Raw genomic sequence first — 15,779 nt, forward strand, 5'->3', positions numbered from 1 at the left:
ACTTTTTTGACTTCTGCGCCAGCACCGTCCAGCGGCTTCACGTCGGTGATGACGGGCAGGGCAGCTGGGGTTGCGCCGGGCGCAGCCTGGGCCGCTGGTGTCGTGGAGGTTTGGGCATGCGTCAGGCCCGGCAGCAAGGGAAATGCCAGCGTTGCGGCACAGGCGCAGGACGCCATCAATTGCTTAACTTTGATTTGCACTGTGTTTCCTTAAGTGGGATTTGGGGGCGCCTGAATGCACTGAGCGTGTATCAGGTCGCCAGTATCCGAGAAATTTAAAATGTAAGTATAGATTAGGCATTATCGGCTGAGTCACCGACAACCCGGGGGAAAACCCTAGAGCGGCGGCACCAATGACAAACACGTTGTTTGATTTTGCGTCGCTAAAATGGCGCGCCAGCTTTTCTCAGTCTGAGGAAAGTCATCCCAACCGAGACAAAATGAAACCGAAAGTCATCAGTCCAACCCACCGACTCTGGCTGATCTTGAGGTCCCGCTGGCCCGCGCTCGCATCTGATGACTTGTTGCGCAATGCCACCTACCGCCGGCTCTGGACTTCCATCCTGATCAGTTCATTTGGCGGCCAGATCACCATGCTGGCCTTGCCATTGACGGCTGCGGTCATGCTACAGGCCACGCCCTTTCAGATGGGTCTGCTGACCGCCATGGAAATTGCCCCCTTTGTCTTGCTGTCGCTGCCGACCGGAGTCTGGCTCGACAGGGTTCGGAAATTGCCGATTTACGTGATGGGCGAAGGCCTGATCGCGCTGGTTCTGGCCACCGTTCCGCTGGCTTGGTACCTGGGTTGGCTGACGATGACCTGGATGTATGGCGTGGCGTTCACCCTGGGCTGCATTTTTGTCGTGGCAGGGACAGCGGCCCAGATTGTGCTGACCCAAGTGGTGCCGCGCGAGCGTCTGGTCGAAGCCCATGCCAAGAACGCCCTGGCATCGTCCGGCGCCGAAGTTGCCGGGCCAGGGGTTGCCGGTGTCCTGATCAAGCTGGCCGGTGCGCCGCTGGCCTTGTTGGCAGACGCGGTTTTGCTGGTAGTGAGCGTGCTGATTCTGCGCGGCGTGCAAGTGGTGGAAAACCGTATCCTAAATGCAAAACCCCATTTCTGGTCCGACCTGAAGGAAGGCCTGCGGTTTGTCGCCAGCCAGCCGTTGCTCATATCGCTGGCGCTGGTCGTTGGCCTGTGGCAAATGTGCTACCACTGCACCATCGTTGTCCAGATATTGTTTGCCACGCGTGAACTCGGCTTGAATGAGCGCCAGGTGGGTTTGTGCTACGTCGGTCTGGGCGCAGGCACTGTGTTGGCCAGCACCTTGGGCCATCGCATTTCGCTGCGCCTGGGGCCCGGGCCATGCCTGGTGCTTGGCGTTGCGGTGTGTGGCACGGGCTGGCTGCAATTGGCGCTGGCACCGGCCAATGCCTGGGGCGTGGCTTCGTTTGTGCTCATGCTGCTGTGTTTCAGCGCAGGCGCGGTGCTGATTTTCATCAACTTCCTGGCGCTGCGGCAAGCGGTCACACCGGAGCCCTTGCTCGGGCGCATGACCAGCACCATGCGCTGGCTGATTCTGATTCCCGCCGGACCAGGGGCGCTTTTGGGTGGTTACCTTGGCGAGCACCTGGGCTTGCGCTATGCGCTGGCGTTGGGCGGTATCGGCGCGCTGCTGCTCGCCGCCTGGGCATGGCGCCATCCGGTGATTCGCTATGTGCGCGTCTTGCCCCAGGCTGTTGCCGTTCCGGCCGGGCTTCAGGCGGCCAGATAGCGCCGCTCCAGATGGCGACGAAAGTGGGCCGGGTTGAGCGGCTCGCCGGTGGCGCGCAGCATCAGCTCGGAAGTGTCCCAACGGCTCGCCTGACACCAGATATGCTGCCCGAGCCAAGTGAAGACGGGTGACAGATTGCCCGCCGACACCTGGGCGTCCAGATCGGGCTGCCCGCTGCGAATCTTGGCGAAGAATTGCGCGGCGTTCATCGCACCCAGCGTGTAGCTCGGGAAGTAGCCAAAGCTGCCGCCCGGCCAATGGATATCCTGCATGCAGCCATTTTGAAAATTGCCGCGGGTGTCCACCCCCAGATAAGCCATCATCTTTTCATCCCACAACGCGGGGATGTCCTCGGCCGCGATCTCGCCGTCCATCAGGGTGCGCTCGATCTCATAGCGCAGGATCACATGCGCCGGATACGTCAGCTCGTCGGCGTCGACCCGGATGAAACCTGGCTGCACGCGGGTGAACAAGGCGGCCAGGTTGTCGGCATTGAGAGCACTCTGCTGGCCCAGGTGCTTTTGCACCAGCGGTGCAATCAGCGCCAGAAATTGCGGGTTGCGGCCCAGTTGCATTTCAAATGACAAGCTCTGGCTTTCATGAATGCCCATGGAGCGCGCCTGCCCCACCGGCAAGTGCACCTGTTCACGCGGCAGGTTTTGCTCATAGCGGGCGTGGCCGGTTTCGTGAACAATGCCCATCAGGCTGCGCAAAAAGTCGTCCTCGTTGTAGCGCGTGGTGATGCGCACGTCTTCGGCCACACCGCCACAAAACGGATGCGCGGACACATCGAGCCGACCGGCGTCGAAGTCGAATTGAAGCAGCGTCATGATCTCGACGCCGAGCGCGCGTTGTTGATCCACAGGAAACTGCCCTTGCGGCTTGATCACGGTGTCAGTGGCCTGTTTGGCCATGGTCTTGCGAATCAGCTCTGGCAGCCAGCTTTTGATATCGCCAAAAATGCGGTCGATGTCACTTGAGCGCATGCCGGGCTCATATTTATCCATCAGAGCATCGTAAGCGGTGCTGCCGGTGACCTCGGCCAGCAACTTGCCCTCTTCACGCGCCAGGTCCACGACCTCACGAAAATTCCCCAGGAATCCCTGCCAGTCGTTTTCTTTGCGTTGCCTGCGCCAGGCATGCTCGCAGCGTGACTGGGCCAGGCTTTGGGCTTCCACCAGTCGCGTGGGCAGCAGCTTGGCCTGTTGCCAATGGCGCCGCATTTCCCTCACCGACGCTTGCGCATCGTCATCCAGCAGCACACCATCGAGCGCCTGAAACTGCTCGGCCAGTTCGGTGCAGGTCAGCGTCTGGTGCATCAATACCTGCAGTTCTGCCAGCGCCTTGGCGCGCGCCTCGTTGCTTTTGGGCGGCATCATGGCCGCCTGGTCCCAGCCCGCGATAGAGGCCAGGTGCGCGTAACGGTAGAGGCGGGTAAAGGTGATTTCCAAATCCTGGGTAGCTGTTTCGGTCATGGCGATCTTTCTTGAAAACTGATCTTTGGAGAATACTCCAGTGTTCAATGTCAACCAATTCGGAAGTTACCAAATATCCAGAAAGTTATGAAACTAAGTTACATTACCGGCTCATCCCATTTCATTGCATTTTTGTTGCTTCTTTCACATGAGCTTTGACCTCGTTCTCTTCGGCGGCACCGGCGACCTATCGTGGCGCAAACTGATGCCCGCGCTGTTTCAAGCCTTCAAACACGGCACCCTGCCCGACGGGGCACGCATCATCGGCGTGGGCCGTGACGACCTGAGTGATGCGCATTACCGCGCCATGATCCAGGCCCGCTTCGACCAGGTGGAGTTGGCCAAGCGGCCCAGCCCGGAAGAATTTGAGCGCTTTTCCAGCCTGCTGGAATTCGTCAGCATGGACCTTTCCAAGCCCGCGCACTACGCCTACCTGCGTGACAAGCTGGCCCAGCGCCCGGCCGACACCGTGGTGATGTACCTGGCCACCGCGCCCACGCTGTTCACCACTATCGTCGAACAACTCGCCGCCACCGGGCTGAACACGCCGCAAACCCGCGTGGTGCTGGAAAAGCCGCTGGGCCACGACCTCGCCAGCAACCGCGCCATCAACCACAGCGTGGGCCAGGTGTTCAGCGAAAAGCAGGTGTTCCGCATTGACCATTACCTAGGCAAACCCGCGGTGCAAAACCTGTTTGCGCTGCGCTTTGGCAATTCGCTGTTCGAGCCGCTGTGGCGGCGCGAGCACATTGCCAATATCCAGATCACCATTGCCGAAGAACTGGGCGTGGAAAAGCGCGGCGCGTTTTACGAGACCACCGGCGCGCTGCGCGACATGGTGCAAAACCACGCGCTGCAACTGCTGTGCGCGATTGGCATGGAGCCACCGATCAACTCGCACGCCGATGCCATCCGCGACGAAAAGCTCAAGGTACTGCGCTCGCTCAAACCCTGGACACCCGAGACCCTGGCGCAAGACGTGATTCGCGGCCAGTACGGCGCCGGTGCCATTGGCGGCGCGGCGGTGGTGGCCTACAGCGACGAGCTGGGCGTGAGCTCCACCAGCCAGACTGAAACCTTCGTCGCATTGCGCACTGAAATCTCGAATTGGCGCTGGGCTGGCGTGCCGTTTTACATTCGCACCGGCAAGCGCCTGGCCGGGCGCGATGCGCGCATCGTGGTCAACTTCAGACCGACCCCGCACGCCATTTTCAACTCGCAAATCGGTATGGCCAACCGGCTGGTGATCAACCTGCAACCCAGGGACGGGCTGGAGCTGCACTTGTTGGCGCAGGGCCAGGACAACCGCAAGAATTCGCACACGCTGTCACCGGTGCAACTGGACCTGGACTTCGACAAGCGCTTTGGCAAAGAACGTGTGGGCGCTTACGAGCGGCTGCTGCTGGACGTGATCGACGGCCGCCTGAACCTGTTTGTGCGCAGCGACGAGCAAGAAGAAGCCTGGCGCTGGGTCGAGCCCATCCTGACGCACTGGCAGACCGACGTCCAGGGTCCGCGCCCCTATGCATCAGGCACCTGGGGCCCGAGCGCCACCAGCGCCATGATCGCCCGCGACGGCTACTGCTGGAGCGAAGAATGCTAGACCGCATCAAAGCCTGTCTGCCCTCGCTGGCGCCCGCCGAGCAGCGCGTGGCCAAGCTGGTGCTGAGCGACCCGCGCAGCTTTGCCCTGATGCCGGTGAGCGAACTGGCCGACCGCGCCCATGTGAGCAAACCGACCGTGGTGCGCTTTTGCCGCAGCGTGGGCTACGACGGCCTGAGCGACTTCAAGCTCAAACTGGCCGGCAGCGTCAGCGAGGGGGTGCCCTTTATCCACCGCAGCGTCGATGCCGATGACAAAACCAGCGACATCATGGTCAAGGTGATCGACAACACGGTGGCGGCCTTTCTGAAATACCGCAACGATGCCAGTTCCAGCGCCATCGACAAGGCCGTCGATGCCTTGCTCAAGGCCTACCAGTCGGGGCGCCGCATCGAATTTTTCGGCGTCGGCAACTCGGGTGTGGTGGCGCAGGACGCGCAGCATAAATTCTTTCGCCTCGGCATCAACGGCGTGGCCTACAGCGACGGCCATATGCAGGTGATGAGTGCGTCACTCTTGCAGCCCGGCGACTGTGTGCTGGTGATCAGCAACTCGGGGCGCACCCGCGACCTGATGGATTCGACCGACATTGCGCGCAAGAACGGCGCCACCACCATCGTCATCACCGCCAGCGGCTCGCCGCTGGCCGCGGCGGGCGACATTCATGTGGCGGCCGACCACCCGGAGGGTTTTGATCGCTACAGCCCGATGGTGTCGCGCCTGCTGCACCTGATGATCATCGACATCCTGGCCACCTGCGTGGCGCTGCGCATCGGCAGCGACAAGTTGCAGCCGCTGTTGCGCGACATGAAGAACAATTTGCGCAGCAAGCGCTACGCCTGAACGCCCTGACAGCGTTGTTAACATGCGCTTTTGCTGCCGGACGAGTGCGCTGGCGCCCAAACCATGAGCAAACTCAAACAACTCGAAACTTTTGTCGCGGTGGCCGCGCGCGGTGGCCTGACGGCGGCCGCCAAGGCCGAGGGCGTGGCGGCGGCCATCATCGGCCGGCGCCTCGATGCGCTTGAAGACCGGCTAGGTGTCAAGCTGTTGGTGCGCACCACGCGGCGCGTGAGCCTGACGCACGAAGGCAGCGCGTTTCTGGAAGACTGCCAGCGCCTGCTCAGCGATCTGGCCAACGCCGAAGCAAGCGTGTCGGCCGGCGGCGTGAAGGCCAGCGGCCAATTGAGCCTGACGGCGCCGGCCGGGTTTGGCCGCCGCCATGTGGCGCCGCTGGTGCCGCGCTTTCGCGAGTTGCACCCCGAGGTGACCATTTCCCTCAACCTCAGCGACCGCGTGGTGGACTTGGCGGCAGAGGGCTTCGACTGCGCCGTTCGCGTGGGCGAAATGCCCGACTCTGGCTTGGTGAGCGTGCGCTTGGCCGACAACCGCCGCCTGTGCGTGGCCACGCCCGGCTATCTGAAACGCCACGGCACGCCGCAGCACCCGCATGATCTGGCCCGCTTTGACTGTCTGACGCTGTCCAGCGATGCCTCGCAAGCGCGTGGCTGGGCCTTTACCGTGCCGCAAAACGAAGGCGCGGAAGTGGGTCACCTCAAGCCCGGCGGACCGCTGAGCTGCTCGGATGGCGAGGTGCTGTTCGACTGGTGTCTGGCGGGCTACGGCATTGCTTGGCGCAGCACTTGGGAGGTGCAGGCCGAGATTGCTTCTGGCGCGCTGGTGGCCGTGCTGGAAGACTTTGCAGCACCGCCCAATGGTATTTACGCCGTGTTTCCGCAGCGCAAGCATCTGCCGCTGCGCGTGCGCTTGTGGGTGGACTACCTGAAAGACCAATATGCCCGCCCGGGCTTCTGGCTATCGCATGATTGATTCTGGGCCGGCCCGCGCCACGGGCGTGATCGTCTGCGCCGATGATTTTGCCATTCACGCCAGCGCCTCGATGGGCATCGCCAAACTGGCCCGCATGAAACGTATCAGCGCCACCAGCGCCATGGTGCTGTCACCGCGCTGGCACCAGGATGCGGCGTTGTTGCAGGACCTGCGCGGCCAACTTGACGTGGGCCTGCACCTGGACTGGACCAGCAACTTTGCCGTGGCCGCAGGTCACGGCCTGCCGCTGGGAGCTGCCATGCGCTCCGCGTTGCTGGGCGGCTTCGATCGCGCCCGCGCCGCTGCCGTGATCGAGCACCAGCTCGATGCGTTCGAATCGCACTGGCAAGCGCCGCCGGATTTTGTCGATGGCCATCAGCATGTGCAGCAGTTCGCCGGCATCCGTGAGGCTCTGGTCGCCACGCTGGTGCGCCGCTACGGCATGCAGGCCGCCCCACCCTACCTGCGCATTTCACGCTTGCCATCGGCATTGGCCGACCTGAAAAGCCGGGTGATTGGCTGGATGGGCGCGAGTGCGCTCGAGAAAATTGCCGTCGAGGCGCAGCTGCCGCATACCAAGGACCTTTTGGGTGTTTACGACTTTGCGGGTGGGCCGCCACGCTACGCCGCCCTGATGAAGCGCTGGCTGCAGCGCGCAACGCCCGGATGTATTCTGATGTGTCACCCGGCGCAGGCGGCCGAGCCAGAGGACGCGATCGGCATGGCCCGCTTGCAGGAATTTTCCTACTTGGCCAGTACCGACTTTGCTCATGCCCTGCAACTGGCCGGGGTGACTGTAGTGCGCGGCCACGCGGCAACCCCATCGCTAAAATCAGCAGGTGATTAAAAACCTTTCTGAACGACAAAAATCCTGGCTCACCCTTCTCGCTTTATGGCTGGCGCTGCTGGCGCTGGCGGCGTTGCGGCCGATTGCGGTGCCCGACGAGGGACGTTATGGCGAACTTGGACGCTGGATGCTCGTCAGCGGCGACTGGCTGACGCCGCGCCTCAACGGCGTTCCATTCTTTCACAAGCCGCCCTACCTATACTGGCTGGAGGCCATCAGCGTGGCCGCCTTTGGTGTCAGCGAGCTGGCCCTGCGACTGATTCCCGCGCTGCACGCCGGGCTGATGCTGACGGCGCTGTACCTGGCCGCACGCAACATCAGCGGCGAACTGATCGCGCGCCGCGCCGCGCTGATGCTGGGCACCAGCATGGGCTTTCTGGTGGGCGGCCAGTACATCAACCACGACATGCTGGTGGCCAGTTGGATCGGCTTGGCCATCTGGTGTTTTGCCTTTGCCTTCATGGCCGGCGACAAGCCCAACGCCTGGCTGGCGCGGCTCGGTTTTGTGGCCTGCGCCATGGGCATGCTGAGCAAGGGGTTGATCGGCATCGCCCTGCCCGGCCTGGTGATTTTTGTCTGGCTGATCTGGACCCGGCAATTCAGGAAAGTCGTGCACTTTCCCTGGCTCAGCGGCCTGGCGCTGTTTGCCCTCATCGCGGCGCCCTGGTATGTGCTGGCACAACAGCGTTACCCCGACTTTCTGAATTACATGTTCATCGGCCAGCAACTCAACCGCTATACCGGGAAGGTCTTCAACAACCCGCAACCATGGTGGTTTTACCTGGTGGCGCTGTTGCTGCTGCTGTTTCCCTGGCTGTTTTTTGCCTTTGGCCAAGTGCGCCGAGTCACGGCCACGACACTGACCAGCGCCCTCGTGATCACCGAGCCCTGGTGGAAATTGTGCTGGGCCTGGGTGCTGGCCATTGTGCTGTTTTTCTCCATCCCCAGCTCCAAACTGGTCGGCTACATCATGCCGGTGTTGCCGCCGCTGGCGCTGTTGGCAGCGCTCGGCTGGCAGCGCGTGATGGCGCGGCGTGCCTCGGCCGGCAAGGTCTTCGTGGCGCTGATCCTGGTCAACCTGGGCATCGCGCTGGGCCTGGTGCTGAAGGTGGGCGACCTGACTCGCAGTGGCCGTGCGCAGGACTTGGCGCAAGTGTTTGCCTGCGCCGCCGCGCCCGGCGACACCTTGTACGTGTCCGAGCGCTTCCCCTACGATCTGCCACTGTACGCGCAAACCGTCAAGCCAATGGTGGTGCTGGGTGACTGGCCCGCGCTGCGCCAGCGGGCCGGTGACGGCTGGCAGCGCGAACTTTTCGAAGGTGCGGACTTCGATGCCGAGGCGGCGCAACTGCTGCAGCCGCTGGAGGTGCTGGCACAGGTGGCGCAGACTCCGGGCCACTGGTATGCCGGGCGTAAAGGCAGCCAGCTGACGGCCCAATTGCCGGGCTGGACGCTGTATTACCAAGGTGGCGGCTGGGACTTGTTCCGCTCGGGTGGCAGCGCTGCGTCTTCAGCGGCGAAAAGCCCAGAAACGGCTGAGCACAAAGGTTTGCCCAGCTGCAAAGACCAGCGCCAAAAATAGCGCCAGCAGGCTCGGCAGCGCCAGACCACGCAGCAGCACGACAAAGACAATTTCATTGCTGGCAAAGCCGGCCAGCGCAGTAATGCCGAAGCGGCGCAGGCTGGTGGACACGCTGGTACCGGCATCCTTGAAACTGAGCAGTCGGTGCCCGGCGAAGCTGACGCCAAAGGCAATCACAAACCCGAGCGCGTTGGCCATTTCGGGCCACATGTGTGCCTGGGCCAGCGCGAATGTGGTCATGTGGGTCGCCGCAGCCGCGCCGCCGACCACCAGAAACCAGAAAGTGGAAGCGCTCACGCCTGATCCGGCAACTGTAGCGGTAGCCCTTGGCCCAGACGCTGACTCACCAGGTAGTTGGGGCGCTGCTTGACTTCTTCGTAGATGCGGCCCACGTACTCGGCCAGAATGCCGATCGAAAGCAGCTGAATGCCGCTGAAAAACATCATGCCGACCACAATGGTGGCATAGCCGGGCACGTCGATCCCCAGAACAAAATACTCACCCACCACCCAGAGGCCATACCCCAAGGCGACCACTGAAAGCATGAGGCCGGTGAGGGTCAAGGCCCGCAGCGGCGCAATAGAAAACGCCAGAATGCCAGTCAACGCCAGCGACAGGGAACCCATCAAGCCAAAATTGCTTCTGCCGTCGGCACGCGGCAGGGGCTGGTAATCGATGGCCGTGCTGTTGAATCCGACCCAGGCATACAGTCCCTTCATGAAGCGATTGCGCTCGGTCAGCCGTCTCAGGGCATCGACCACCTGCCTATCCATCAGACGGAAATCACCGGCGTTGGCCGGAATCTGCACCCGGTTGCCCAGGTTGACCAGTTTGTAAAACCAGGCGGTCAGCCTGATCTGCAAGCCCGACTGGTCGCTCCGGGTCTGGCGCACGGCATACACTACATCAGCGCCAGCACGCCACTTGGCCAGCATGTCGGGCAACAGCGAAACCGGGTGCTGGCCGTCGCCGTCCATCAAAATCACCACGTCGCCCTGCGCGGCGTCGATGCCGGCGGTCAAGGCCGGTTCCTTGCCAAAGTTGCGCGACAGCTTGAGGTACATCAGCTGCGGGAACTGCGCGCACAGCGTGTGCATGACTGCAGCGGTGTCGTCACGGCTGCCGTCATCCACAATGATCACCTCGACTTGCGGGCTCAATCGGGCCAGCGCTGTCAGAATGGCTGGCACTAGCGCGCCCAGGCTGCGAGCCTCGTTGTAAGCAGGAATCACACAGGAAATGGAAGGCGTCAGGGTCTGGCGTGTTGACATAGCCTGCATCATGCCAAAAGAAAACCCCGCGCAGCACCACTGGTGGGGTTTTTTGCAGTTTTTTTGTGAGTATTTGACTCAGCCTTTCTTCCTCAGGCAGGTTTTCACGAAAGCTTTGCGTTCGTCGCCCTTGAGCTTTTTGTCGCCCGCATCCTTGTTGCAGGTCTTCATTTTGTTTTGCTGGGTGGTTTTTGCGACCGGGACGGCGGATGTTGCCGAGGTCGCAGCGCTCGCCGCCTTGGCCGGGGTCCCTTTTAAAAGAATGAACAAATATACCCGTCTGGGGCTCCAGTTCACAGCCCATCATGGCACTCCGTGGTTGACTCCGGGCTGAGCCGCGGACTGACCCGCCCGATCAAACCTGCAAGATTGGCTTCCCGGTTGCACAGGCACTGCACAAGCGCAGCGCCAGGAGTTGCAATGCCTGCCAAGGCTCGGCGGGCCAATCGGGCCGTTTGAGCCCCTTGACCACGCCGTCAACGAGGTGGGCATCCTGCAGAAAACCCGCCAGCGTGGCAGCACTGAGGCGCGGCAGCAAGCGCTCGAACAGGCGCTCCTTGTCACCCCAGACGCGCTGCTCTCGCAAGGCCACGGGTAGGGGACTGCCCCGCTGGATGGCATCCTTGACGCGCTTGAGCGCGCGAATGTCCTCACTCAGCGCGAAATGCACCAGCACCTCGGCTTCGCCCTCGGCCCGCAGGCCATCGATCATGCGCTGGACCCGCTCGGGCTGGCCCGCGAGCACCGCTTCAGTCAACTTGAACACGTCATAACGCGCCACGTTGAGCACCGCGCTCTCGATCTGCCCAAAGCTCAACTCGCCAGGCGGGTGCAACAAGGCGAGCTTCTGGATTTCCTGGTGCGCGGCCAGCAAATTGCCCTCGACCAGGTCGGCAAAAAACTGCAACGTGCGCTGGCCCTCCACGCCTGCCACCACGCGCTGGCCCTGCGCGGCCAGGCGCTGGGCGATCCACTGCGGCAGGGCGGCCCGCTCTACCGGACTCACCTCAAGCGTGACGCCGCCCTCCAGCGCGGCAAACCAGGCGCTGGATTTGGTCATGCGGTCCAGCCGCGGCAGGATCACCAGCGTCAACACGCTGTCGTTACCGCGCGCCTGCTCGGCCAACTGCTGCAGCGCCGTGCTGCCTTCCTTGCCGGGCTTGCCCGACGGGATGCGCAACTCAAGCATTTGCTTGTCGGCAAACAGGCTCAGCGACCCACCGGCGGCGAGCACTTCGCCCCAGTCGAAGTGGGCACCGGACACAGTGTGCGAACTGCGTTCGGTAAAACCCTGGGCGTGTGCCGCGGCGCGAATGCCATCGAGCGCCTCCTGGATCAGCAGCGGCTCGTCACCGTGCAGCGTGTAAAGGCTTTTCAGACCTTTTTGCAGGTGCGCGGCCAGGGCTGCGGGCTGGATTTGCATGGGACGGCGTCAGTCCAGTTGGGCCGGCTGAACGGCCGCCAGACGGCGCAGGATTTGCTGCACGATATCGGTCTGCATGTCGCGGTAAAGCAGGACTTCTTCAGCTTCCTTGGCCAGCGCGGCAGATTCGTTGTAGCTGATGTCGCGCCGCTGAACGATCTCATCGTCCACACTGATCGCCTTGCCCTGCGCGGTGCGCAGGCTCAGGCGCACGCGCAGGCGTAACTGGAATTCGCGCACCTGGCCCGAGACGTTGACGCCGACCACGCTCTTTTCGCGCTGTTCATCGGTCAGCGTCAACACCAGTTGCGTGGATTTAAGTTCATCGTCTGCGGCGAGCACCCGAACACCAGCGCCAAAGGAGCTGCGCAATTCCCGCGCCACGGCACCGCCGGGGTTGGGCAGGATGGCAATCCTTTGAAAAGAAAAGGCCTGGCTGCCGCGCAGCCGAAAGCCACAACCGCTCAGCCCAGCGCTGGCAGCTGATGTCGCCGCGAACGCAAGCACAGCGCGCCGGGAAGTGCCTGTCAAAGCAAACCTTGTTACGTATGGTGCCATGGCTCAGACCACCAGGTTCACCAAACGGCCCGGCACCACGATCACCTTTTTGGGTGCCGCACCCTGGCTGAGTTTCTGGAACATCTCATGGCCGATGGCGGCCTGCTCGATGGCGGCCTTGTCGGCGCCGGCGCTGACCACGATCGAGCCACGCAGCTTGCCGTTGACCTGCAGCATCAGTTCGATTTCGTCCTGCACCAGGGCGCTCGGATCGACCTGAGGCCAGGGCGCGTCGAGCAGGTCACCAAGTTGCCCGGCGTAGCCGAGCTCACGCCACAGCGTGTGCGTGATGTGCGGCGTGGCCGGGTACAGGCAGCGCAGCAGAATGCCGAAACCCTCGACCAGCGCCACCGGCGCACCCACAGCATCCGGTGCCTTGAAGTCCTCCAGCGCATTGATCATCTTCATGGCGCCGCTGACCACAGTGTTGTACTGCATGCGCTGGTAGTCGTAATCGACCTGCTTGAGCACAGTGTGGATTTCCAGTCGCAGGGCTTTGGCTTCCTTGCCGAATTCAAGCGCTTGCAGGCTGGCAGCTGTTGCCATCGCGGTGTGAACCGTTTGCGCATCCGTTGCAGCCAGTTTGACGCCAAAGTTCCACACCCGGCGCAGGAAGCGGTAGCTGCCTTCCACCGCAGCGTCGTTCCACTCCAGCGTAGCCTCGGGCGGGGCGGTGAACATGGTGTACAGACGCGCCGTGTCAGCCCCGTATTTTTCAATCAGGTCCTGCGGATCGACGCCATTGTTTTTGGACTTGGACATGGTGCCGATGCCCTCGTAGTCGATGGGCGTACCCACCGGCAGGTCGCCGACCGCGCTCTTGAGTCGGGCGCCGATCACCTTGCCGGTCTCGTCGAACACATGCTCCACATCAGCCGGCCAGAAGTAGTCCTTGCCACCTTTTTCAGTGCGGCGTGAATAGATATGGTTGAGCACCATGCCCTGAGTCAGCAGCTTGGTAAAGGGCTCGTCCACCTTGACAAGCCCCAGGTCGCGCATCACCTTGGTCCAGAAACGCGCGTACAGCAAGTGCAGGATGGCGTGCTCGATGCCGCCGATGTACTGGTCCATCGGCATCCAGTAGTCGGCACCCTCGGCCACCATCTTGTCGCTGTTGGCCGGGTCACAGTAGCGCATGAAGTACCACGAGCTGTCCACGAACGTGTCCATGGTGTCGGTCTCGCGCCGCGCCGCCTTGCCGCAGATGGGGCACGTGACACCGGCGTGAAAGGCCTCGCATTTGTTGAGCGGGTTGCCGGAGCCGTCCGGCACCAGGTCAACCGGCAGCACCACCGGCAGGTCTTGCTCGGGCACCGGCACGGCGCCGTGCTCGTCGCAATGGATGATCGGGATCGGCGTGCCCCAGTAGCGCTGGCGGCTCACGCCCCAGTCGCGCAGGCGCCAGGTGATTTTCTTTTCGCCCAGCCCCAGCGCCGCCAGATCAGCCGCCACGGCTTCGACGCAGGCCTTGAAATTCAGGCCATCGTATTTGCCGGAGTTGATGGCAATCCCCGCGCCTTTTTCGGCATACCAGTCATGCCAGTGATTTGCCGAAAACGGAGATAGCCGTTCATTGGATAACGGTGAAAGTCGCTCGCCTTTTGTAGACAAAAATTCAGCATCGAGATTGCCGTCAAGCACGGGGCTGGAAACGACCTGTTTAATTGCAATGCCATATTTGTTTGCAAAGGCAAAGTCGCGCTCGTCATGCGCGGGCACGCCCATCACGGCGCCGTCGCCATAACTCATCAGCACGTAGTTGCCGACCCACACTTCGACCGGTTCACCGCTCAAAGGGTGCGTGACGAACAGGCCCGTGGCAAGGCCCTTTTTCTCTTGCGTGGCGAGCTCGGCCTCGGTGGTGCCGCCGTGGGCGCATTCCTGAATAAAAGCTGCGAGCGCCGGGTTGGTGGCCGCGGCGAGCAAGGCCAGTGGATGCTCGGCCGCCACGGCGCAAAACGTGACGCCCATGATGGTGTCGACCCGCGTGGTGAAGACGTACATCTTGCCGTCGCCAATCAGCGTGCCGTCGGCCACCCTGATGTCATGGGGGAAAGCAAAGCGCACGCCCTCGCTCTTGCCGATCCAGTTTTCCTGCATCAGCTTGACGCGCTCTGGCCAGCCCGGCATCTTGTCGCCGATCACGTTGGCCAGCAGTTCTTCGGCGTACTGGGTAATGGCCAGGTAGTAGCCCGGAATTTCGCGCTTTTCCACCACAGCACCGGTGCGCCAGCCCTTGCCGTCGATCACCTGCTCGTTGGCCAGCACGGTCATGTCGATCGGGTCCCAGTTGACGACCTGGGTCTTGCGGTAAGCAATGCCTTTTTCAAGCATTTTCAAAAACAGCCACTGGTTCCATTTGTAGTACTCGGGTGTGCAAGTGGCGACCTCACGGCTCCAGTCGATGGCCAGCCCCATGGCCTGCATCTGCTGCTTCATGTACGCAATGTTCTCGAACGTCCACTGGGCAGGCGGCACACCATTTTTGAGCGCGGCGTTTTCAGCCGGCAGGCCGAAGGCATCCCAGCCCATCGGCATCAGTACGTTGTAGCCCTGCATGCGCAATTGGCGCGTGAGCATGTCGTTGATGGTGTAGTTGCGCACGTGTCCCATGTGCAGCTTGCCGCTGGGGTAGGGCAGCATTGAGCAGGCATAGAACTTCTTTTTGGGCTTGCCCTGCGTGTCACGCGCGTCCTCGGTCACGCGGTATGCGTCCAAGGCACTCCAGTGGGCCTGGGCTGCGGGTTCTACGTCGAGGTGCTGGTATTTGTCTTGCATGGCGGTCTGGAGAAGCGACGTATAGCCGCAGTGGCGTGAAATAAAACCGATTTTAGGGTTTGGCAGCAGCCGCCTTCGCTGCTGGCTCTTCCGGCGGCAATGTGGCGGTATCGGCGACAAAACCAATCCGGTTCAAACCCGCCTTTTGGGCAGCGCCCATGACCTCGACGATGCGGCCGTAGAGCACGGCCTTGTCCGCGCGCAGCAGCACCTCGGTCTGCGGATTCGCCTGCGCCGACAGGGTGAGCTGGCGTGCCAAATCGTCCACGCGCAGCGCCTGGTCTTGCAGGTAAATCTGGCCTGCGGCATCCATCACCACGGTGACTGACTTGGGTGCGTCACCGGCCGTCGCTGCATCGGTGGTGGGCAAATCAAGTTTGATGGAACTGGCCAGCAAGGGCGCGGTGATGATGAAGATCACCACCAACACCAGCATCACGTCGATCAGCGGGGTCATGTTGATGTCGCTCATGGGCTGAGAACCCATGGAACGGTCCAAACGGCCAAACGACATGACTGGCCTTAGCGCCCAAGCACGCCGGTGCTGCAGAGTTCGCGCAGGTCGCGCGCAAAACCTTCGAGCTCGGCCTCCAGCCGCGCCACGGCACGGCCCAGCACGTTGTAGGCCAGCACCGCAGGAAT

13 protein-coding genes and 2 pseudogenes are annotated in these 15,779 nt (G+C 62.3%); 6 read left to right on the forward strand and 9 right to left on the reverse strand.

The features are described from left to right. Positions 1 to 200: pseudogene (locus PHF15_RS15740) on the reverse strand (MotA/TolQ/ExbB proton channel family protein); the annotation flags it as partial. A gap of 239 nt (positions 201 to 439) precedes the next feature. On the opposite strand from PHF15_RS15740, the gene PHF15_RS15745 reads away from it, so the two are divergent. After that, positions 440 to 1,771 (forward strand): MFS transporter, encoded by a 1,332-nt coding sequence (locus PHF15_RS15745; protein WP_300122621.1) that lies wholly within the window; start codon positions 440 to 442, stop codon positions 1,769 to 1,771. On the opposite strand, the gene PHF15_RS15750 is transcribed toward PHF15_RS15745, so the two are convergent. After that, positions 1,756 to 3,246, reverse strand: coding sequence for a carboxypeptidase M32 (locus PHF15_RS15750; protein ID WP_300122623.1), 1,491 nt, complete (start codon positions 3,244 to 3,246; stop codon positions 1,756 to 1,758). The genes PHF15_RS15745 and PHF15_RS15750 overlap by 16 nt on opposite strands. A 148-nt stretch (positions 3,247 to 3,394) precedes the next feature. Between PHF15_RS15750 and zwf the strand changes: the two genes are divergently transcribed. From zwf to PHF15_RS15775, 5 genes are all read left to right on the forward strand, one after another. Beyond that, complete coding sequence (zwf, locus tag PHF15_RS15755) at positions 3,395 to 4,849, forward strand: glucose-6-phosphate dehydrogenase (protein WP_300122626.1); 1,455 nt, start codon at positions 3,395 to 3,397, stop codon at positions 4,847 to 4,849. After that, positions 4,843 to 5,691 (forward strand): SIS domain-containing protein, encoded by an 849-nt coding sequence (locus PHF15_RS15760; protein ID WP_300122628.1) that lies wholly within the window; start codon positions 4,843 to 4,845, stop codon positions 5,689 to 5,691. Before zwf ends, PHF15_RS15760 begins: the two co-directional genes overlap by 7 nt. 63 nt (positions 5,692 to 5,754) lie before the next feature. Beyond that, complete coding sequence (locus PHF15_RS15765) at positions 5,755 to 6,678, forward strand: LysR family transcriptional regulator (protein ID WP_300122629.1); 924 nt, start codon at positions 5,755 to 5,757, stop codon at positions 6,676 to 6,678. Further along, entirely contained in the window at positions 6,671 to 7,525 is an 855-nt protein-coding gene (locus tag PHF15_RS15770; RefSeq protein ID WP_300122631.1) for a ChbG/HpnK family deacetylase, read from the forward strand. Before PHF15_RS15765 ends, PHF15_RS15770 begins: the two co-directional genes overlap by 8 nt. Beyond that, a complete protein-coding gene (locus PHF15_RS15775) occupies positions 7,518 to 9,107 on the forward strand; it encodes a glycosyltransferase family 39 protein (RefSeq protein ID WP_300122634.1) in 1,590 nt (529 codons plus the stop codon). Before PHF15_RS15770 ends, PHF15_RS15775 begins: the two co-directional genes overlap by 8 nt. Here the strand turns inward: PHF15_RS15775 and PHF15_RS15780 are convergent. The 7 genes and pseudogenes from PHF15_RS15780 to PHF15_RS15810 form a co-directional block, all read right to left on the reverse strand. Continuing rightward, entirely contained in the window at positions 9,036 to 9,404 is a 369-nt protein-coding gene (locus PHF15_RS15780; protein WP_300122636.1) for a GtrA family protein, read from the reverse strand. The genes PHF15_RS15775 and PHF15_RS15780 overlap by 72 nt on opposite strands. Beyond that, positions 9,401 to 10,378 carry a glycosyltransferase family 2 protein gene (locus tag PHF15_RS15785; protein ID WP_300122638.1) on the reverse strand — a complete coding sequence of 326 codons (978 nt, stop codon included), beginning with the start codon at positions 10,376 to 10,378 and terminating at the stop codon, positions 9,401 to 9,403. The genes PHF15_RS15780 and PHF15_RS15785 overlap by 4 nt, the downstream gene beginning before the upstream one ends. Before the next feature lie 93 nt (positions 10,379 to 10,471). Further along, positions 10,472 to 10,642 (reverse strand): annotated as a pseudogene (locus PHF15_RS15790) (PsiF family protein); the annotation flags it as partial. Between the two features lie 91 nt (positions 10,643 to 10,733). Beyond that, entirely contained in the window at positions 10,734 to 11,801 is a 1,068-nt protein-coding gene (holA, locus tag PHF15_RS15795) for a DNA polymerase III subunit delta (RefSeq protein WP_300122640.1), read from the reverse strand. A 9-nt stretch (positions 11,802 to 11,810) separates the two neighbouring features. Next, positions 11,811 to 12,332, reverse strand: a complete 522-nt coding sequence (lptE, locus tag PHF15_RS15800; protein WP_300122642.1) for an LPS assembly lipoprotein LptE — start codon at positions 12,330 to 12,332, stop codon at positions 11,811 to 11,813. A 30-nt stretch (positions 12,333 to 12,362) separates the two neighbouring features. Further along, positions 12,363 to 15,137 (reverse strand): leucine--tRNA ligase, encoded by a 2,775-nt coding sequence (gene leuS / locus PHF15_RS15805; protein ID WP_300122645.1) that lies wholly within the window; start codon positions 15,135 to 15,137, stop codon positions 12,363 to 12,365. A gap of 52 nt (positions 15,138 to 15,189) precedes the next feature. Further along, positions 15,190 to 15,651, reverse strand: coding sequence for a biopolymer transporter ExbD (locus PHF15_RS15810; RefSeq protein WP_300122647.1), 462 nt, complete (start codon positions 15,649 to 15,651; stop codon positions 15,190 to 15,192). Positions 15,652 to 15,779: the final 128 nt, after the last annotated feature.

This window comes from Rhodoferax sp. (assembly GCF_028689295.1).
Taxonomy (GTDB): domain Bacteria; phylum Pseudomonadota; class Gammaproteobacteria; order Burkholderiales; family Burkholderiaceae_C; genus Rhodoferax.